Here is a 19,037-nt window from a genome sequence, read left to right on the forward strand (position 1 = left end):
ACCGGGCCACAGGGGGATTTAAGAGTGACCCCAGACCAACCTAAATTAATTTTCGCAAAGGCACACCTGGTTATCAAGAACCTAAAAAGGTTCTATGATAATTTCTAAAACATATTATACGAGGGGGTATTATTATTATGGGGTAGAGCAGACTTTAAGACTTGGCAAAAGGCCTTTATACGCCCTGATAGCAGTTTTTATAGGTGCTATTGCAGGGTGGATAATTGGGCCGGGGGTTGCAGTTATAAAACCACTGGGTGATATTTTTATTGCGCTTTTGAAGTTTATTGTAGGACCGCTGATTTTTATTTCTATCGCAACGGCAGTTACTACGGTACAGAGTTTCAAAAGGCTCGGGAAAATATTCGGTGGATTTTTGGTTTACTGGTTTATTTTTGGACTTATAGCAGCAATCATAGGTTACACCATGGCTAATATCATGAAACCCGGTGTAGGAGTTCAATTGGGGGCAAAGGAAATACAGTTGGCTCAAGTTTCCGCTGCTCAGGTATTAATGAGCTTTATACCCAATAATCCGGTGAGAGCATTTTTAGAACTTAATACTATGCAGATTATTATCTGTGCTCTGTTAACAGGGTTTGCTATTGCATTTTTGAATAATGTGGCTCCCGAAGAACACAATTTCCTTAAAAAACTGTTTGAATCTCTACAGGCGTTGATATATAAAATTGTAGACTTTATTTTATGGTACGCTCCGATAGGAATCTTTGCATTGATGGCGAATCTGGTAGGAACGGTTGGAACTATGGGGTTAGCATCGCTGGGTAAAATGGTATTTACCCAATGGGTAGCGTATTTTGTAATGTTGTTAATTATTCATCCCCTGTTTATGATGCTGGTTTTAGGGGTAAATCCTCTAATATTCTGGAAAAAAGTATATCCCGCGATGCTCACTGCCTTTGTTACACAGAGCAGCTCGGCTACATTACCAATTACTTTAAGGGTTACAAAGACTCTGGGTGTTCCGGGAGATGCTGCGGATGTAATTATACCACTTGCCGCTACCATAAATATGCAGGCGGTGGCTGCCGAAATGCCAATATATGCGGTATGGGTAGCCCAGATGCATGGAGCGAATTTAACGGTAGCTCACGTGGTCGTAGCTTTATTGATGGGAGTATTCGGTGCTGCAGCGTGTGCCGGTGTTCCGGGCGGAGGCATAATGATTGCGGCTTTGACTTTACAGACCTTAGGACTTCCTTTAGACCCGGTAGGTTGGATAGCGGGCATTTACGTAGTTATTGATATGTTTAACACAATGCTTAACGTTACCGGCGATCCTCTGGGTGTTTTGACCGTTTCTAAATTTGTGTTGAAAGAATTCGATAAGCAAAAATTCCAGGCTCCTTCTGAATAATCTGGATTTTGTTATAAAAACAAAGTATAAAAAAAGTCTTTTTCAGTTAAGGTGGGTATTCTATGTGAATACCCATAATTATTTGATTAATCCAAATCAAATATTTCCGGGACAAAATTGGTAATACCTGCTTCACTAAGATTAAAAGATTCAAAGTGGGAAGAGTGACGGGATAAGTAATATCAACATAATATGTAACATGGTAAAGTAAAGTTTTAGGGAGGAAGATACTATGATTTCTAATATAGATTTTATTCGCAGGTCCTTAGAAACCCATCTTTTTTTTATGATTTATTAATTTCACTTATTGAAGTAAAACATTGCTTAATAGTATTTTCAAAAGTCTCATGTTTGACTTTTGTAGCATCGAATTTAAAAATTTTGAAAGTAATCTGGATAAACAACCCGATTAAAAAAGCAAATAACACCGTTCCAATTCCAATCATTCCACCGAGTTTCCAACCAGTTAATGCTACTATTAGCTCTATAAATCCACGGCAAAAACCAATTGGATAGCCTGTTTTGCGGGAAAGGGCAACCATTAAGCTGTCCCTTGGACCCGCGCCAAAGGCTGACTGAATGTACAAGTACGTAGCAAAAGAAAAAATAATCATACCTGCTATTAACATTGCTACTCCTAATATGTAATTTCTTGCGGTTGGAATCAAATTAAGATTAAGTATTAAATCTAAAAATGCCCCTATTAAAATCATGTTTAAAACGGTACCCAGTCCCACTTTTTCCCCTAAAAGGATTACTAATATTAAAATTAATATGCCTGTTGCTATAGAAGCGGTGCCAATACTTATCCCTAAAGTCTTTGCCAGTCCTGCATGAAAAACATCCCAGGGAGAAAATCCTATGCGAGCATTTATTGTAAAAGCTATTCCCAGGGCACAAAAGAAAAGCCCTGTAAATAGTTTTGTTAATCGAAAGAAAAATTGCTTCATTTTTTGGCTCCTTTCTTTGTCGCTTTAGTAAGATAACAAGGCAATGCTGGATATATTATATTTTCGCTGCAGGATGAGATTTTGTCAAGAAAAATATATATGTACATATTTGCGATCTACAATGATGAAATCGTAGGGCAGGCATATATTCAGGTGTCAACGGATTTGGTAAACCAGATCGGCGGGGTATATACAAAGGAAGAATACAGAAATAAAGGGATATGTAAAACAATGGTTTCCGAACTTTGTAAAAGGATAGTTAAAAGGGGGAAGAAGCCGGTATTAATGGTAAAAAAGTATAATACACCTGCGGTAAGAGCCTATGAAAAGCTTGGGTTTTCCCATTTTGACGATTATATGATGGTAAGGTTTGAAAATTGAAATACAAAAATATAAAAATTGGGGGTGCATAATATGTCGAGAAATTATCCGCCTTTTGTCAGTGTTCTGGAGCAAAAGGATCCCAAACTATTTGAAATCGTATCTAAAAATTTTGATCTGGCTATGGGACCCGGAGAATTGGAACCAAAAGTTAAGGTATTGATAGCCCTGGCCTTGGATGCTTTCGCAAATTCTCCTGAAGGTGTAGAAAGCCTTTCAAAGACTGCAAGGCAAATGGGAGCAACTGAAGGGGAAATAGCGGAAACTTTGAGAATTGCTTATATGGTGTCGGGGATGAAAACGTTGAGTACTTTAAGCAACGCCTTTAAGTAAAATAAAGTATCAGACTTATTAAAAAAGCCTCCTTTACGGAGGCTTTTTTATATAGGTCACTTTATATAAGTCGTCGCTGAGGGAGGGGTTTTCCCCTTAATAACCTTTTGATAATAATCGTAGGTTAATGGTTCGGAATCATCTATAATCTCGCTGTCTACCAGTTTACCAAGGAACAGAGTATGAGTAGGTGTATCGAAAGAGTTTATCACCTCACATTCTAACCATGCGGAACATTTTTCGATAACCACGGGTGCGCCGGAATTTAAAATTTTGAAGTTTACTTCTGAAAATTTATCTACATCTCTGCCGGATTTAAAACCGAAATTCCCAATAAATTTAAAGTCTGCTTTTTGAGATAAAATTGAGATTGTAAATATTTTTGAAGAGGAAATGTATTCATGAGTCAAGTTTGATTTATTAATACTGGCTATTAAAAGAACCGGTTCTGCCGTAACCTGAAATACTGAATTTGCAATTTGCCCGTTAAATTTTCCGTTTTTAAGAGAACTAACAATGTAAAGACCATAAGAGATTTTTTTTAGTACATTCTTGTCCACAAAATCCCTCCTAAAAGTTTATTTTTTAATAATTTTTTACCTGTAGTAAAAATTATACATACAAAAAAGTTTGAAAATTGTTGCAAGATAGTGAAATTTCGGGTAACATTTTTTTATAGAGATATTTAATTTAATTATAATTTTCTTGGTATAAAAGAGGTAGATGATATGGATATTTTCGTTGCGAGGCAGCCAATTTTTAATAAAAACTATAAAGTTATCGGTTACGAAATCCTTTATAGAAGTAGTTCTATTAATAATTTTAATAATGAAAATCTTTCCCCTGAAGAGGCTACTATTAAGGTACTGAATAATGTTTTTATTCAGATGGGCATTGATTTAATTACAAGAGGGAAAAAAGCTTTTATCAATTTTCCCGAGGAAATCATAAAAAACAGATTGCCCGAGTTATTTTCTAAGGATGTTATTGTGGTAGAAATTCTGGAAAATATTGAACCGGATTTTAGTTTTATAGAATCTATTAAATTATTAAAAAATAAAGGCTATCGAATAGCTATTGATGATTTTGAGTTAGTAAATTATAAAAGATATTTTGGCCTACTTGAGCTTGTAGATATAATTAAGGTGGATTTTTTAAAAAATGACAAAAAAACTCTGGCTTTAATACCGCGAATATTTAACGGTAAAAATGTTACAATTTTAGCCGAAAAAATTGAAACCCTGGATGACTTTAAGTTTGCTGTTAACAGCGGGTATGAACTTTTTCAGGGTTATTTTTTCCAAAAGCCCGAAATAATCTCGGGGAAAAGTATACCTGTAATTAAGAAAAATTATTTTGAAATTATAAAGGAATTGAATAAAGATGAAGTAAATTTCGATAATATTGAAGAAATAATTGAAAAAGATGTTTCTTTGTCCTATGAACTGCTTCGGCTTGTAAATTCCTCAATATATTACAAAAGAAATGATATATATTCTATAAAACAAGCATTAGTCTTTTTAGGTTACGAAGAATTAAAAAAATGGATAGGCATCATGCTGATAAAAGATTTAGTAAAGGATAAGCCCGATGAATTAACTTTGACTTCACTTGCAAGGGCACGATTTTGCGAAAGTTTAGCAAAGGAAATAGGAGAAAAAGAAAATAGTATTTTAGCATATTTTGTAGGATTATTTTCTATGATTGATGTGATTTTAAACAGACCTATGAAAGAAATTTTAGACAATTTAATGCTTCCTGAAAGAGTAAAAGAATCATTATTGGAGAAAAAAGGTAAGTTATGGGAAATATTGAATTTAGTTATATTCTATGAAAAAGGTGACTGGGAAAGGGTAGAAAAATACTCAAAAATAATGAATATCGAAACTAATTTGTTATCAAAAATTCATTTTTCAGTGTGGGAATGGCTCAATCTATTATCCCTTTAATAATATGGGGAAGTATAAAGGAGGTAATCACTCCTGCCACGCCGATAGCCAATCCGCTCATTGCACCCTCTATTTCACCTTCTTGAACCGCTCTTGAGGTCCCAAGTCCATGGGCAGCCGTACCCATCGCAATTCCTTTTGCAATTTTATTTCTTATTCCAAAAAAATTCAACACCTCCGGGCCGGTTAAAGCACCGATAATTCCGGTGATTACCACTGCAGTGGAAGTAATAGAAGGATAACCGTGAAGCATATTGGAAATTTCCACTGCAATAGGTGTTGTTACGGATTTGGGTGAAAGAGATAAGGCAATTGTTTTATCAGCTCCTAATAAAAGGGCAATCAGCAAAGAAGTAATAATACCGGTAATGGAGCCCACCGTTATACCTATAAAAATGGCCAATTTGTACTTTAATATTGTAGCGAAATTTTTATAGAGCGGAACTGCGAGGGCAACGGTAGCGGGACCCAAAAAAAAGCTTATATATTTTCCTCCTTCATTGTAATCCTGGTAAGGTATTTTAAAGTGGACAAGAAAGATAATTATTAAAATAATTGCAAGGGGATTTGCTACAAAAGATTTTGTTCGATTTTGTACATACAAACCTATCTCAAAAGCAATAAAAGTAAGGGTTATTCCAAATAGAGGGCTTTTTAAAATTTCTTCAATCATTTTCTTTAGCCCCACCTTTATCTCTTATTAAAAATTGCACAGTAAAACCCGTTGTCAGGAGAACTGCATATGTGCTAATTACAATTGAAAAAAGAAGGGGGACGACATTTTTATAAATTATATCTAAATACAATACTATTCCTACAGCCACAGGCACGAATAAAAAAGATAAAATTTTTATAAGGCCGTTTGCTACATTCTCAATATCCCTTAATTTAACGATTTTGAAGTACAAAGATAAAAACAATAAAATCATACCCAATACGTTTCCCGGAATTAAAAGATTAAGACTTTTTGAAAGTAAATCCCCCGAGAAAAGGCAAAAAATTATAATTGAAAATCCTCTAATTGTTTCCATAATCAATTACTCCTCACCTGACAGGTATAGATGATTATAACATTTAAAATATTTAATTGTCCATAATTTTACTTATTTGTATATTAAAAAAATAAGGATCAGATTTTCTGACCCGATACTTAAATAAAGTTTCGCAGGATTTAAAGAGACTTAGACCTTTAATCCTACTAAATTATAACGGGGCTTTTTGTCAAAGCGGTGAACGGCTTCTATAAAACGTATTGTTCCTGTTTTTCCCCTCACTACCAGAGTATGTGTGGATGCACCTTTTGATGTAAAGTGTACACCTTTTAAGAGATTGCTATTGGTAATTCCTGTCGCTGCAAAAAATATATCATCGCTTTTTACCATATCATCTAAGGTAAGAATTTTTTCGGGGTCTGAAAGACCCATTTTTTTGCACCTTTCAAATTGCTCTTCATTTTCCGGCTTTAGCCGTCCAATTAATTCTCCTCCGAGGCATTTTAAAGCGGCCGCTGCAAGAACTCCTTCGGGGGCACCCCCTATACCAATCATCATATCGATACCGGAATTTTCAAATGCGCAGGCTATGGCGGGTGAAACATCTCCGTCGGAAATTAGCATAATTCTTGCTCCAGCTTCTCGAATTTCTTTTATTAATTGGTCATGCCTGGGTCTATCTAAAATAACCACCGTGAGGTCGGAAATCGATTTTTTCAAGCTTTCTGCCACAATCCTCAGATTCTCTTTTACAGGGACATCTAAGTGAATCTTTCCAGCTGCGGCAGGGCCTACGGCAATTTTTTCCATGTACATGTCCGGAGCATTTAAAAGGCATCCTTTTGGAGCTGCTGCTACCACTGCAATTGCCCCGTTAAGTCCTTTTGCTACCAGGTTTGTTCCTTCTAACGGATCCACTGCAATATCTAAGGCAGGGCCGTAACCCGTTCCTAATTTTTCACCTATATAAAGCATTGGAGCTTCGTCCATTTCACCTTCACCGATTACTACTTCTCCTCTTATATCAATGGTGTCGAAAACAGCTCGCATGGCTTCGGTAGCCGCTTCGTCGGCCTTATTTTTATCTCCTCTCCCCATCCAGCGCGCTGCTGCAACCGCTGCTGCTTCAGTAACCCGGGCAAATTCCAAAGAAAGTTTTCTTTCCATTTCCATCTGGAAATCCCCCTCATCTTAATAATATTAATAATAGTAGAATAACAAAATAATGCTGTAATAATTTTATCATAAAAAGAAAGTCTGATGCACTTTTTAAGTTAAAATATTTAATATGTATGGTGCAATTTTATTGCGAAAAAACAAGTAGCTTAAAAATTTCAAAAATTGTATAATATAAGGAAGAAAAATGAAAAGGAGTGGTAATATGTCAGGGGAGAGGATGCAGATATTTATAGTGATAGCCCTTTTATTTGCTCTTTTCGTAGCTATATTTGCCCTTTCTAATTCGGAAATTGTAAATATAAGGTTTTTTGGAAATATCTATTCAATGTCCCAGGCTCTAATAATTATCGGTTGTACCGTTTTTGGTGCTGTAGCAGTAATGGTTCTTGGGTTATTTTCTCGTATAAGAACGGCTTTTAAGATGAGGGAGTATAAAAATAAGATAAAAAATTTAGAAAATGAGCTGGAAGAGGCGAGGAGGGAGATAGAGAAATTGAAGGAAAATATTAATATGCTTTCCAATAATAAAATAGAAAATAATTAAAATCATATCTTTTAAAGGGAGGTAGTAATTTTGGCTGATCTATTTAAAAAAATTGTTTTGATTTTTATCCTATTGGTCATGATTTTTACTAATTCTGCTTTTGCAGAAGCGAAAACCACAAAAAATTCTGCGAAAACAAAACAAACCACTTCTACTAAAACAAATTACATACATCCCGATAAAGCTTATAGACTCGGAGTAGAAGCATATAATAAAAAGGATTATTCTAAAGCTGTATATTATTTTGATATTGCGGCAAAAGGAAATCCCTCGGCAGCCAATTTTATTATGCTCGCTAAATCTTACGAGGAATTAGGGAAAATGGAAGATGCAGCAAATTTATATTTTAAGGCTTCGGAAATTTATAAGAATAAAGGCTTAAAAGATGATGCGGAAATTTATAAAACAAAAGCAAAAAAACTTACAACTGAAGTGGAATTATATAGTTATTATGAGGAAAGCAATCTAAAAGAGAATTACTCAGGTGCGAAATACGAACCGGTTTCGGGAGCTTATATAGGAGCATACATTGATGCGGACCCAAACTTGAAAAACCGCGGTAAATCTATTTTTGAAGAATTCAACATTATTTTTGGCAATCATTCAGTATTTTTTACCTATCACCATTATGGACAGCCTTTTCCGAAAAACTGGGTAAATGAAGTTAAAAAAGCTGGAGCCATTCCCCAGCTGGCTATAGAGCCATCGAGCCTGGATGAGGTTAAGGATGACGAATATTTGAGGGAATTTGCTAAGGATGCTGCAAACTACGGAGGGCCGATATTTATTCGCTTTGCTTCGGAAATGAATGGTAACTGGACTCCCTATTACAATGATCCGGAAAAATATAAGGAAAAGTTCAGGCTTGTACATGATGTTTTTGAAAAAATTGCGCCGAATGTAGCGATGGTCTGGACTCCTAATGCGGTGCCGGAAAAAAATATTGATGAATTTTATCCGGGAGATGAATACGTGGACTGGGTGGGAGTAAATTTTTATGCGGTTGCCTATCATAATATGAATATTAATGAGCCGGCTTTTGATGAAGACCCTTCAATGTATTTGGATTATATTTATCAAAAATATTCCACAAAAAAACCCATACAGATTTCCGAATGGGCAGCCACTCATAAAACCGTATTAACCGATAAGGATTTAACAGAATTTGCGATAGACAGGATAAACAAATTATACTATTACTTGCCCAGGAAGTATCCAAGGATTAAAATGGTGTGCTGGTTTGACAGCAACAATATCGACAATCCTTTCGTTCCTGCAGAAAGAAAGATAAACAATTATTCATTAACTGAAAACCCGGAGGTAAAAGAAGCTTATAAAAAAGCCGTTGAATCAAGCTATTTCATTAAGAGCGGTCAAGCCACATCCGGATATTACAAAACTTTGCCCGAAACTTTTACATTGGAAAAAGATATGAATATAACCGCTTTTATTAAAACTTATGATAATCAGTTTGCAGTAAAATTTCTAATTGATGGGAACATGGTGTCTTATCAAAAAGAATTACCTTATGAAATTACGCTATCGCCCGGGAATTACAATAAAGGATGGCATTCGCTGGAAATCAGAGTGGTGGACTCTAAAAATAGATTGGCAAAAAGCAAGGTATATAAGTTTTTTATCGGTCAGTAAACAGAAAGTTATTTTAACGATAAAAAAAATATTTATAAAAAAAAAGTATAATATTTATTCTAAAAATATATATGTCCGGTTTATTGAATTTACTTTAATAAGGGGGTATAAAGGATATGGAATAAAAATATGTTGAAGGAGATGTTATAAATGAACTTCATTCAAGTTATTTCTGTAGCAGTATTTATAATTACTTTTATATTTATTATCAGCGAAAAACTGAACAGAACCGTAGCGGCCATGTTAGGGGCAATGTTTTTAATGATAATACGCTTGATTGATCAAACAACTGCCACTAAATTTATAGATTATACGACAATCGGAGTTTTAGTGGGGATGATGATAGTAATTTCAATTATCAAAAGGACAGGACTATTTCAATATCTTGCAATTAAATCCGCTAAAATGGCAAAGGGTGATCCTTTAAAAATTATAGTCATGTTTGGGATAATGACGGGTGTAATTTCTGCCTTTCTGGATAATGTTACTACCGTTTTATTGATGATACCTGTTACCATAGTAATCGCAAAAATGTTAAAATTGAATCCCGTGCCTTTTATAATGTCAGAGGTTCTTTCATCTAATATCGGAGGTACCGCTACCCTGATTGGTGATCCGCCCAATATAATGATTGGCTCTGAAGCGGGGCTGGGTTTTTTAGATTTTATTGCAAATCTGACCCCTGTGGTATTGATAATCTTATTGGTTACGGTATTTATTTTGCGATATATATATAAGAACGAATTGAAAGTAGACGAAAATCTTAGAATGCAGATAATGAAATTGGATGAAAACAATGCAATAGTAGATAGGACGCTTCTTGTAAAAAGCTTGGCGGTTTTAGCATTGATAATCGCAGGGTTTTTCCTGCACGAACACCTCGGCTATGAATCCTCAACGATTGCCTTAGGAGGAGCTACTTTATTGTTACTTATCAGCGGTTTACAGATTGATGAATTGCTGGTAGAAGTAGAATGGACCACCATTTTTTTCTTCATATCGCTTTTTATTATAGTGGGCACCTTAAATGAAGTAGGGGTTATTTCAATTCTTGCAAATTATGTGGTAAATTTAACAAAAGGCAATCTGGTCTTAACGGGGATAGTAATACTATGGGCATCGGCGATATTATCTGCTTTTTTGGATAATATACCCTTTGTAGCTACCATGATCCCATTAATTAAAGGACTTGGTGCCATTACCGGGATAAATATTACTCCCTTGTGGTGGGTGCTTTCCCTCGGTGCTTGTCTCGGTGGAAATGGAACTTTGGTGGGTGCTTCGGCTAACGTGGTAACTGCCGGTGTTATGGAAAAGGAAGGCTATAAAATTACTTTTAAAGATTTTACTAAATTGGGATTTCCTTTAATGCTGATTTCAATTGTCATATCAACCGTATATTTGTTGATATTTGAATTGAAATAGAAAAGAAAAGGGGTAAAAAATAATGAAAGAAATTGATATTAGGGAAACGGTCCATGAAATGATGCTGAGGCAGATGGGAGGAAAGGTGACCGTTTTTCTGGGAAAGCAGTGCCATGTAAAATTTACTGTGGAAGGCTACGAGATAAGTTACGTTTACAATATAAATGCAAAAAATAAGTATTTTTTACAGAGGGTTAAGCCGTATCCAATGGCAGCAGGGGTATATGAAGATTTAAAAGATGTGGTAAAAATGATAGAAATAGATTTAGAGCAGTTAAAAGGAGTGATCAAAAGCGGCAAATTTGAAAAATTTTTAGATTTAAATAAGAGGATATTGGATACGGCCCGAAATTTAGAGGATTTGTTTTTCTATTACAAGGTGGATGAAGAGCTGTTTGATGATCTTTTAAAAAGGATAGAAGAAATTAAAGAGAAAATCCATCAAAGTGCAATACCTGAAAAGAGGGTGTACTTTAAAAAAGATCCGGAATCCTTGGAGGTTGAATGATCAATTTTTCTCATAAACTTTTTCGGCTATTCTTACACCTTCTAATGCATCCTTAGCGTAAAAATCTGCTCCGATTTTTTCGGCAATATCTTTGTTCAGTATGGCGCCCCCAACTATTACCTTACAGTTGGGGATTTTATTTTTTATGAGTTTAATCGTTGTTTCCATAGAAGGTATGCTTGTTGTCATGAGAGCACTTAAACCTATTAATTTTAAATCGCTGTATTTTTCGGCTTCATTTAAAATTATTTCCGCATCCACATCCACGCCCAGGTCAATTACGTCAAAACCGTAATTTTCCATAATGGCTTTAACTATATTTTTACCTAAATCGTGAATATCTCCTTTAACAGTAGCCAGTATTATCCTTGCTTTTTTTTCTTCTCCGGAAGGGAATTTTCTTTTTATTATTTCAAAAGCTTTTTTTGCTGCTTCAGCAGATAGCAAAAGCTCGGGGATAAAGTAGTCACCTTTTTCGTATTTTTCCCCTACCTCTTTTAATGCGGGGATAATTATTTGGTTTATGATATTATATGGCTCGCTGTAATTTAAAAGTAATTTTTCTATAGGATCTTCAACTTCTTCATCATTACCGTTTATAATTGCTTCATAAAGCTTTTTTTCCGGACTGCTTTCCGGTATTATATTTTCTAAAAAAAATTGTTTTTCGCTATCCCGGTCTTTTGTGGCTTTTGCAAAGGTGATGAACAGACTTGCATTTCTATCCCTGCCTGTTAGTACGTCACTCGCTTTAATTATTTCTAACAGGTCATTGTCTAAAGGATTAATTATGGGCAGGTCAAGCCCCGCCGAAAGGGCCATAGATAAAAATGCTCTATTCAGGAGATTTCTTCTTGGTAGACCATAAGAAATATTGCTTACTCCAAGGGCAGTAAGGCAACCCAGTTCTTCTTTGATTAATTTTATAGCATTGATAGTTTCCAGGGCTTGTTCCTGCTGGGTTCCCGCTGTCAGACATAGACAGTCGATAATCACATTTTGTTTCGGAATGCCATAATTTTCTGCTGCCTTAATAATTTTTCTTGCAATTCGAAGCCGTTCGCCGGCGGTTTTTGGAATTCCGCTCTCATCCATTGTTAAACCAATTACAACCGCTCCGTATTTTTTTACAATGGGAAGAACTTTTTCGAGGCTCTCTTTACTTCCATTGACCGAATTGACCAGAGCCTTTCCGGTATAGACCCTGAGTCCCGCTTCCAGGGTATTGGGATTACTGCTATCTATGGCAAGCGGGATGTTTACGGCCTCCTGAAGAGCGGGAATAACCTTTTTCATCAGGGAAGTTTCATCTATTTCAGGCACTCCTAAGTTCACGTCTAAAATATCTGCACCGGCATTTTTTTGTAGGGCTGCTTCCCGGATGACTCCTGATAATTTTCCCGATTTTAATTCTTCCGATAGAGCCTTTTTACCTGTGGGATTTATACGTTCACCAATTATTTTAACGGGATCTTTTCCGGTCAATATTATCGTCTTTTTATCCGAACAAATAACGGTATTTAAAAAAGGCATCACTTTTAATGGTTCAATTTTTAAAAAAGAGTGCTTAAGAAATTTAATGTGCTCGGGTGTTGTGCCACAGCATCCTCCTATAGCATTAAGCCCTATAGAAGATAATTTTAAACAGCTTTTTGCAAACTCTTCTGGAGAGAGGGGATAAACAGTTTCACCTTCTGATAAAACGGGCATACCGGCATTTGGCTGCACCAAAATAGGGATACATTTATATTTTGACATTTCCTGAAGGGGAAAGGCTATTTTATCCGGACCTAAGGAACAATTGATGCCAACCACATCAGCTCCTGCGGAACTTAAAACAAATAGGGCCGTGGCCGGATCGGTCCCCATCAGGGTTTTGCCGGATTCTTCGAAGGTCATGGTAGCGATAACGGGAAGGTCACATATTTCTTTTGCGGCAATAACCGCTGCCCGGGCTTCAGAAAGTTGACTCATGGTTTCAATAAGAATCATATCGGGCTTGGCTTCTAAAGCAGAAGAAATCTGGTCTTTAAAAACTTCGACTGCGGATTCAACGCTTAAAGGCCCATAAGGTTCAACCAGAACACCTGTAGGCCCAACGGACAAAGCCACAAAGGCTTTCCCACCAGCTGCTTTTTTCGCAATTTGTACAGCTTTAAAGTTGATTTCTCCAACTTTATCCGAAAGCCCAAAGTGGGAAAGCTTTATGCGATTTGCTCCAAAGGTATTGGTTTCTATGACCTCAGCGCCAGCTTCAATGTAGCTTTTGTGAATTGTTTCAATAATATCCGGTTTTTCGATATTCCATAACTCCGGACACTCGCCGGGCTTTAAACCGCGTTTTATAAGCTGTGTCCCCATGGCGCCGTCAAAAATGACGACTTTTTCATTTATAATATTTAAAAAAGGGTGATTCATATACTACTTCCTCCCGGGTTAAAATTAAAGGGTAACCAATCGGATGTATCCTTTTGCAGCCATTTTATCTCCCAGTATACTGAGAGCACCGATCACACCGGGGATGTCAAGAGCGAAATTAACCGCCCTTTCCAGATCCCGTTCACTTTTGACCATATTGCAGGCAGCCGTTGCCACTGCGTCGGCTAAGATTGCGGACTCAGCTACTATTACCATGGCATCGGCTTTACCAAAGCTTAAACTATGACCCACGGTGCCCGAGGAGGTACAAATTCCCAGGGGTGTGCGATTGGGATTTATCTCCAAACCTATACGATTTGAAAAGGGTGAATTTCCTGCAAATATTCCCACCGTTCGGGTCTTTTTTAATTTCAGCCATATATCTCCTCCGTTCTCTACTATTACTTCACCGGAGTAATTAGAAAGCATTTTTCCTACAATCTCAGAAAAATACCCCGCCACTGCTGCCATTGGCCCTACACCCGCCAATTGGGCGGCTTTGCTCATAGACAGGGCGGATAAAGGGGCACCGGGTAAGGGAGCATATGGCTCAAGAGCTTTTATAAATTCCGGGTCTTTTTTTATGTAATCTTTTAAAAGCAACCTTTCTTTTTGTACCAAGAGATATACCATATCTTTAATTTTGGGGTTAAACCTTTCTTGCCTTATGGCAATATCCAGGTCGGTTTCTTCAATGGTAACCTGAAAATGATATAAATCCTTTTCTTTATAAAGCTCCCGGTAAATTTTTGGCTCGTAGGGCAACTATACCTTCACCTCCATGGCGCGAACGGGACAAATTTTCAGACACATGAGGCAAAGGATGCATTTTTCACCGTCAAATTCAACCTCCATCGAAGGTCTTTTTATATATAATGCCTGGGTGGGGCAGTGAACTGTACACGCCCCGCAGTTAGTGCAGCGTTCAATATTCCTTACGACTTCAGTTTCAATGGGTAAAACCGATACTCCATGCTGTTCCAGGAAGGATATTCCTTCCTCATACCTGTCACCGGAAATTTCTAAAACCATAGTTCCTTCTTTATGAGGGTTAATAGAAGCTTTTAGGATATTTATTATTAAATCGTAATCCTTTACCAAATGATAAATAATTGGCTTGTCGGCATTCTGGGCTGAAAATTTTAATACCACTTTTTTCTCGGTCATAAAAATCCCTCCTAATTTAATACCTTTCCTTTTATACCGGAGTGGGGATTGGGCAGAGCTTCTACGGGTTCGCTCAATAAGAAATCTCTCTTTATTATCCATTCCTTTAAAATATAAGCTATTTCCCTGGCCTTTGGGTAACTGCTCAAAGGCGCTGTTGGGACATCTTTCCCTAAAACGTTAATTTTTCCGCTTTTTAGCCGGGCATAGCTTACATATCCAAGATTTCCGGGTTTTCGATTTGGATAAGCATCGCTGTAATCCACAATTGGAGCAAAAAGTTCATCATCGGTTTTAGCTGCATAATAAAGAATTTCTTCATTTAAAATTGGAATTGGTATCCCGATTCCTACCGTCAATGTGGCTCCGTAACCTCTAAAGCTCGTTCCTACCAGCCATTTAGGGCTCATTTTTTTCAAATCGCCTATTACGGCAAGGGTTCCACCTGCTGCGCATAATTCATTTCCATTTTCATCTTTTAGTATTGATGGAAAGTGCTGAGTTCCATTCCAGGCTACATATCCTATACCGCCTCCTAAAAATATCCTGGTGCCAACGCCTATGGTTTTAAAAAAAGGATCCTTCAAAAGGGGGCTTAACTGTCCAGAAGTGGAGTAGTTTGCATTTCCTAAATTGGGTTTCAATGTGCCCATGTAAGTATATATTGTTCTATCACTTAAATTTACAGCACAATTGTAATTTTGATAGCAGTTCCTCGGGTTGAAAAGTATGGCTTCGTTTATGTCATCAAGGGTAATGGTTGTTTCAATTTCCTTTCTGGGATAGCAATCCGTTCCGTAAGCTGTTGCTTTAAGTCTTATCGGTCTTCGTGCCACCAGGTCTTCTATTACATGACCGCCTCCGTAGCGGAATTCGCCCGGATAATCGCTGTTTAAAGGGTCGTCTTCCGGGAGTTCGGTAGCCCCTATATAGGCATCTACTGCTGCTACGCCGGTATAGGCGGGTACATTGTTCAGCCAAACTTTTTGCATTTTTATACGGGGAGAGCTATGTCCGAAATTTAAGAAAACGCCGGAAGAACACATGGGTCCAAAAGTACCGGTTGTTACTACATCTACTTCCCTGGCAGTAGCTTCTATGCCCTTTTCTTTGACCTTTTCTATAACCTCCTCCGCTGTAAGCACCACTGCTTTTCCGCTTTTTATTCGTTCATTGATTTCTTTGATTGTGCGTTCTACACCCATAAGCAATCTCCTTTCTTAAAATTATAGATATAAAAATTTAAGGCCTCTTCATCAAGATAAGAGGCCTTAGATATTATTCTAAGTACGCCCCTCTTATCTCTCAGAAGACCAAGCTTCTGCAGGAATTGGCACCATTTTAGAAGCAAAGCTTCTAACGGTTGCCGGGCTTCACAGGGCCAGTCCCTCCGCCACTCTTGATAAGAGGTTTTAAAAACCTTTATCATATTTAATTGATGAAATTATACCAGCAAGAAAATTTCCTGTCAATAAATTTAACATTGATTTTTTAAAAAAATATTTTTATAATGTAAATATAATAATTGAACAAATATTCATATGTTCAACTAAAAAAGGGGGTGTTTGAGTTTTGGTCAGTGATAAAAATGAAAATCTTGAAAGATGCGATTGCACGGTTATTCATGAAGATGTGGTGAAAAAAGTAGGGGAAGCAATGCCGCCCGAGGAAGAACTTTACGATTTAGCGGAGTTTTTTAAAGTTTTTGGTGATACTACGAGGATTAAAATATTGTGTGCTCTTTTTTCTTCGGAAATGTGCGTATGTGATATAGCAGCTCTTTTAAATATGAGCCAGTCCGCTGTATCCCATCAGCTGAGGGTTTTGAAACAGGCAAGGCTGGTAAAGTACAGAAGGGAAGGGAAAGTGGTTTATTACTCCCTTGACGATGAACATGTAAAGCAGGTTTTCGATCAGGGTCTTTTGCACATAAAAGAGAAATATTGAAGGAAGGTGCTATTTTGAAAGATAGGAAGGAATTGTTGTTAGAAGGGCTGACATGCCCCGTTTGTGCGGATAAAATAGAGAAAAGAATAAAAGAAATAGATTTTGTGGAAAATGCCGTTATCAACCTGTCAGGCCAAATCCTTACCCTGGAAATTGAGGATAATGGCAGTTATTCAAAAATAAAAGAAGAAATTGAAAAAATAGTAAAAAACTATGAGCCCCATGTAACTGTTAAAGAAAAGGGCAAAAAAGGCGAGGATTTAGAAGAAATTAGGTATTATAAAAGCGAAATTTTTCTTTTACTAATAAGCATTCTTTTATTTGCTTTAACTTTTATAATTAATCTTTCCGGTAATATAAAAATTGTTATATATTTAATGATTTATATTTTTGCCGGTAAGGATGTGATAAAAAGATTTTTTAAAAATATTTTGAGAGGACAAATTTTTGATGAAAATTCCCTTATGACAATTGCTACCCTGGGGGCCTTTGCAATAAAAGAGTTTCCGGAAGGTGTAGCTGTAATGCTTTTTTACCAGATCGGTGAAAAAATACAGGAACGAGCCGTAAACAGTTCAAGAAAATCTATTAAAGAATTGATGAACATAAGGCCAAATTACGCAAATTTAAAAATTAACGGCAACTTTATAAAGGTTTCACCTGAAAAGGTAAAAGCAGGGGATATCATCGCGGTAGGGGCAGGAGAAAAAATACCCCTTGATGGTATTGTTGTAGAAGGTAGCTCCTTTATTGACACTTTTTCCTTAACCGGTGAAGCTATACCAAAGCGGGTAAATCCAGGAGATGAAGTTTTGTCGGGGTGTATAAATAAAAACGGTCTTTTAATCATTAAAGTTACAAGAAATTATGAAGAATCTGCGGTTTCTAAGATATTGGATCTGGTGGAGCAAGCATCTTTTAAAAAAGCTCAGACAGAAAATTTCATAACCACCTTTGCCCGCTATTATACGCCTGCTGTAGTATTACTCGCCGTTCTTATCGCAATTTTTCCGCCCCTAATTTTCAAGGATACATCCTTTTCTTTCTGGTTTTACAGGGCTTTAATATTTCTTGTAATATCGTGCCCATGTGCCCTTGTGATATCGATACCTCTGGGATTTTTCGCAGGTCTTGGCAGGGCGGCGCGAGAGGGGATATTAATTAAAGGTGGGAATTATTTAGAAGCTTTGAATTTTCCTGAAATAGTGGTCTTTGATAAAACGGGCACGCTTACAAAAGGGGTATATGAAGTAACAGAAGTAAAAACAAAAAATGGCTTTTCACCGCAGAAATTGCTTGAATTTGCAGCACTTGCAGAAGGTTTTTCCAATCATCCCGTAGCTTTATCCCTGAAGAAGGCTTACGGAAAAGAGATTGAGGGGCAAAAAATAGAGAGATTTGAAGAAATTCCGGGATATGGGGTTAAGGCTTTGGTGAATGGGTTAGAGCTTTTAGTAGGAAATGAAAAACTTTTGAAAAAGAATAATATTGATTTTTATGAGACTGAAAACGAAGAAGGTATTACCAAGGTACACGTAGCGGTTAATGGAGTTTATGCAGGTTCAATAGTAATTTCCGATGAAATCCGGGAGGATTCTGCTCTAACTATTAAGTCTTTGAAGGAAATGGGGATAAAAAATATCGTAATGTTAACGGGAGATAAACCGAGCGCCGCTGCGCATATATCGCGAATTCTCGGCATTGAAGAGTATTACCCGGAGTTGTTGCCCCACCAGAAGGTTGAGAAAGTTGAGCAGTTAATAAAGCAAAAAACAAAAAAAGGTAAATTAATATTTATGGGTGATGGAACAAACGATGCCCCTGTGCTTATGCGTTCCGATATAGGAATTTCTATGGGGAGATTGGGATCGGATGCTGCTATTGAAGCTTCGGATGTGGTTTTGATGGAGGATAAACCCTATAATTTAGTAAAAGCAATAAAAATTGCAAGAATAACAAGAAAGATAGTGATTGAAAATATAGCCCTCTCCCTTGGTTTTAAATTAATAATCCTGATTCTTGGTGCTTTCGGACATGCCAACATGTGGGAAGCGGTTTTCGCAGATGTGGGAGTTGCTCTTTTTGCGGTTTTAAATTCATTGAGATTGCTCAAAATACGAATTTAAAAATTACCCCGGAATTCCGGGGGTTTATATTTTTTAGAGAATTTTGCTTCAATTATGATATAATTAAAAAAGGGGGGGCCATAGGAGGTT

The 19,037-nt window shown here is 36.8% G+C and carries 19 protein-coding genes and 1 riboswitch; of the genes, 10 read left to right on the forward strand and 9 right to left on the reverse strand.

What is annotated here, in order from left to right:
- Positions 1-94: 94 nt before the first annotated feature.
- Positions 95-1,378 (forward strand): dicarboxylate/amino acid:cation symporter, encoded by a 1,284-nt coding sequence (locus tag ATZ99_RS06025; RefSeq protein ID WP_068748346.1) that lies wholly within the window; start codon positions 95-97, stop codon positions 1,376-1,378.
- Between the two features lie 284 nt (positions 1,379-1,662).
- Here the strand turns inward: ATZ99_RS06025 and ATZ99_RS06030 are convergent, their stop codons facing one another.
- Positions 1,663-2,328 (reverse strand): YczE/YyaS/YitT family protein, encoded by a 666-nt coding sequence (locus ATZ99_RS06030; protein ID WP_068748347.1) that lies wholly within the window; start codon positions 2,326-2,328, stop codon positions 1,663-1,665.
- Between the two features lie 78 nt (positions 2,329-2,406).
- Between ATZ99_RS06030 and ATZ99_RS06035 the strand changes: the two genes are divergently transcribed.
- Both ATZ99_RS06035 and ATZ99_RS06040 read left to right on the forward strand, forming a co-directional pair.
- Positions 2,407-2,709, forward strand: a complete 303-nt coding sequence (locus ATZ99_RS06035) for a GNAT family N-acetyltransferase (protein ID WP_281178167.1) — start codon at positions 2,407-2,409, stop codon at positions 2,707-2,709.
- Positions 2,710-2,742: 33 nt separating this feature from the next.
- Complete coding sequence (locus ATZ99_RS06040; protein ID WP_068748349.1) at positions 2,743-3,042, forward strand: carboxymuconolactone decarboxylase family protein; 300 nt, start codon at positions 2,743-2,745, stop codon at positions 3,040-3,042.
- 56 nt (positions 3,043-3,098) lie between these two features.
- Here ATZ99_RS06040 and ATZ99_RS06045 read toward each other — a convergent pair whose 3' ends face one another.
- The gene (locus tag ATZ99_RS06045) at positions 3,099-3,602 is read right to left on the reverse strand and encodes a flavin reductase family protein (RefSeq protein ID WP_068748350.1); all 504 of its coding nucleotides are present in this window, start codon (positions 3,600-3,602) and stop codon (positions 3,099-3,101) included.
- Positions 3,603-3,770: 168 nt separating this feature from the next.
- On the opposite strand from ATZ99_RS06045, the gene ATZ99_RS06050 reads away from it, so the two are divergent.
- Positions 3,771-4,991: an EAL and HDOD domain-containing protein gene (locus tag ATZ99_RS06050; RefSeq protein WP_068748351.1), complete on the forward strand. Its 1,221-nt coding sequence runs from the start codon at positions 3,771-3,773 to the stop codon at positions 4,989-4,991.
- On the opposite strand, the gene ATZ99_RS06055 is transcribed toward ATZ99_RS06050, so the two are convergent.
- The 3 genes from ATZ99_RS06055 to glpX form a co-directional block, all read right to left on the reverse strand.
- Complete coding sequence (locus ATZ99_RS06055) at positions 4,972-5,664, reverse strand: LrgB family protein (RefSeq protein WP_068748352.1); 693 nt, start codon at positions 5,662-5,664, stop codon at positions 4,972-4,974. The two genes, ATZ99_RS06050 and ATZ99_RS06055, sit on opposite strands and share 20 nt — an antisense overlap.
- Positions 5,657-6,022, reverse strand: a complete 366-nt coding sequence (locus ATZ99_RS06060) for a CidA/LrgA family protein (protein WP_068748353.1) — start codon at positions 6,020-6,022, stop codon at positions 5,657-5,659. The genes ATZ99_RS06055 and ATZ99_RS06060 overlap by 8 nt, the downstream gene beginning before the upstream one ends.
- A gap of 150 nt (positions 6,023-6,172) precedes the next feature.
- Positions 6,173-7,150: a class II fructose-bisphosphatase gene (gene glpX, locus ATZ99_RS06065; protein ID WP_068748394.1), complete on the reverse strand. Its 978-nt coding sequence runs from the start codon at positions 7,148-7,150 to the stop codon at positions 6,173-6,175.
- Between the two features lie 214 nt (positions 7,151-7,364).
- Between glpX and ATZ99_RS06070 the strand changes: the two genes are divergently transcribed.
- The 4 genes from ATZ99_RS06070 to ATZ99_RS06085 all read left to right on the forward strand — a co-directional run bounded on the left by ATZ99_RS06070 (position 7,365) and on the right by ATZ99_RS06085 (position 11,289).
- A complete protein-coding gene (locus ATZ99_RS06070) occupies positions 7,365-7,706 on the forward strand; it encodes a LapA family protein (protein WP_068748354.1) in 342 nt (113 codons plus the stop codon).
- Between the two features lie 30 nt (positions 7,707-7,736).
- The gene (locus ATZ99_RS06075) at positions 7,737-9,356 is read left to right on the forward strand and encodes a glycoside hydrolase family 26 protein (RefSeq protein ID WP_068748355.1); all 1,620 of its coding nucleotides are present in this window, start codon (positions 7,737-7,739) and stop codon (positions 9,354-9,356) included.
- Positions 9,357-9,506: 150 nt separating this feature from the next.
- On the forward strand, positions 9,507-10,781 hold the full coding sequence (locus ATZ99_RS06080; RefSeq protein WP_068748356.1) for an ArsB/NhaD family transporter: 1,275 nt from the start codon (positions 9,507-9,509) through the stop codon (positions 10,779-10,781).
- Positions 10,782-10,803: 22 nt separating this feature from the next.
- Positions 10,804-11,289, forward strand: coding sequence for a hypothetical protein (locus tag ATZ99_RS06085; RefSeq protein ID WP_068748357.1), 486 nt, complete (start codon positions 10,804-10,806; stop codon positions 11,287-11,289).
- On the opposite strand, the gene ATZ99_RS06090 is transcribed toward ATZ99_RS06085, so the two are convergent.
- Genes ATZ99_RS06090 through ATZ99_RS06105 form a run of 4 tightly spaced genes read right to left on the reverse strand, consistent with a single transcriptional unit; the run spans position 11,290 to position 16,079 of the window.
- The gene (locus tag ATZ99_RS06090) at positions 11,290-13,707 is read right to left on the reverse strand and encodes a homocysteine S-methyltransferase family protein (protein WP_068748358.1); all 2,418 of its coding nucleotides are present in this window, start codon (positions 13,705-13,707) and stop codon (positions 11,290-11,292) included.
- Positions 13,708-13,731: 24 nt separating this feature from the next.
- Entirely contained in the window at positions 13,732-14,472 is a 741-nt protein-coding gene (locus ATZ99_RS06095) for a UPF0280 family protein (protein ID WP_068748359.1), read from the reverse strand.
- Positions 14,473-14,874, reverse strand: coding sequence for an NIL domain-containing protein (locus tag ATZ99_RS06100; protein ID WP_068748360.1), 402 nt, complete (start codon positions 14,872-14,874; stop codon positions 14,473-14,475).
- A gap of 11 nt (positions 14,875-14,885) precedes the next feature.
- Positions 14,886-16,079 (reverse strand): homocysteine biosynthesis protein, encoded by a 1,194-nt coding sequence (locus ATZ99_RS06105; protein ID WP_068748361.1) that lies wholly within the window; start codon positions 16,077-16,079, stop codon positions 14,886-14,888.
- 90 nt (positions 16,080-16,169) lie between these two features.
- Positions 16,170-16,283: riboswitch (SAM riboswitch) on the reverse strand.
- 163 nt (positions 16,284-16,446) lie between these two features.
- Here ATZ99_RS06105 and ATZ99_RS06110 point away from each other — a divergent pair.
- Together ATZ99_RS06110 and ATZ99_RS06115 are read left to right on the forward strand one after the other, a co-directional pair.
- A complete protein-coding gene (locus ATZ99_RS06110; protein ID WP_068748362.1) occupies positions 16,447-16,821 on the forward strand; it encodes an ArsR/SmtB family transcription factor in 375 nt (124 codons plus the stop codon).
- Between the two features lie 14 nt (positions 16,822-16,835).
- Complete coding sequence (locus ATZ99_RS06115; RefSeq protein WP_068748395.1) at positions 16,836-18,947, forward strand: heavy metal translocating P-type ATPase; 2,112 nt, start codon at positions 16,836-16,838, stop codon at positions 18,945-18,947.
- Positions 18,948-19,037 lie beyond the last annotated feature (90 nt).

This window comes from Thermovenabulum gondwanense (assembly GCF_001601575.1).
Classification (GTDB): Bacteria; Bacillota; Thermosediminibacteria; order Thermosediminibacterales; family Thermosediminibacteraceae; genus Thermovenabulum; species Thermovenabulum gondwanense.

Excerpts from the sequence above, each read along its gene's own strand:
- glpX (WP_068748394.1), bottom strand. The coding sequence starts at position 7,150 with ATGGAAAGAAAACTTTCTTTGGAATTTGCCCGGGTTACTGAAGCAGCA.
- ATZ99_RS06080 (WP_068748356.1), top strand. The coding sequence starts at position 9,507 with ATGAACTTCATTCAAGTTATTTCTGTAGCAGTATTTATAATTACTTTT.
- ATZ99_RS06050 (WP_068748351.1), top strand. The coding sequence starts at position 3,771 with ATGGATATTTTCGTTGCGAGGCAGCCAATTTTTAATAAAAACTATAAA.
- ATZ99_RS06030 (WP_068748347.1), bottom strand. The coding sequence starts at position 2,328 with ATGAAGCAATTTTTCTTTCGATTAACAAAACTATTTACAGGGCTTTTC.
- ATZ99_RS06055 (WP_068748352.1), bottom strand. The coding sequence starts at position 5,664 with ATGATTGAAGAAATTTTAAAAAGCCCTCTATTTGGAATAACCCTTACT.
- ATZ99_RS06105 (WP_068748361.1), bottom strand. The coding sequence starts at position 16,079 with ATGGGTGTAGAACGCACAATCAAAGAAATCAATGAACGAATAAAAAGC.
- ATZ99_RS06090 (WP_068748358.1), bottom strand. The coding sequence starts at position 13,707 with ATGAATCACCCTTTTTTAAATATTATAAATGAAAAAGTCGTCATTTTT.
- ATZ99_RS06070 (WP_068748354.1), top strand. The coding sequence starts at position 7,365 with ATGTCAGGGGAGAGGATGCAGATATTTATAGTGATAGCCCTTTTATTT.
- ATZ99_RS06040 (WP_068748349.1), top strand. The coding sequence starts at position 2,743 with ATGTCGAGAAATTATCCGCCTTTTGTCAGTGTTCTGGAGCAAAAGGAT.
- ATZ99_RS06085 (WP_068748357.1), top strand. The coding sequence starts at position 10,804 with ATGAAAGAAATTGATATTAGGGAAACGGTCCATGAAATGATGCTGAGG.
- ATZ99_RS06100 (WP_068748360.1), bottom strand. The coding sequence starts at position 14,874 with ATGACCGAGAAAAAAGTGGTATTAAAATTTTCAGCCCAGAATGCCGAC.
- ATZ99_RS06025 (WP_068748346.1), top strand. The coding sequence starts at position 95 with ATGATAATTTCTAAAACATATTATACGAGGGGGTATTATTATTATGGG.
- ATZ99_RS06060 (WP_068748353.1), bottom strand. The coding sequence starts at position 6,022 with ATGGAAACAATTAGAGGATTTTCAATTATAATTTTTTGCCTTTTCTCG.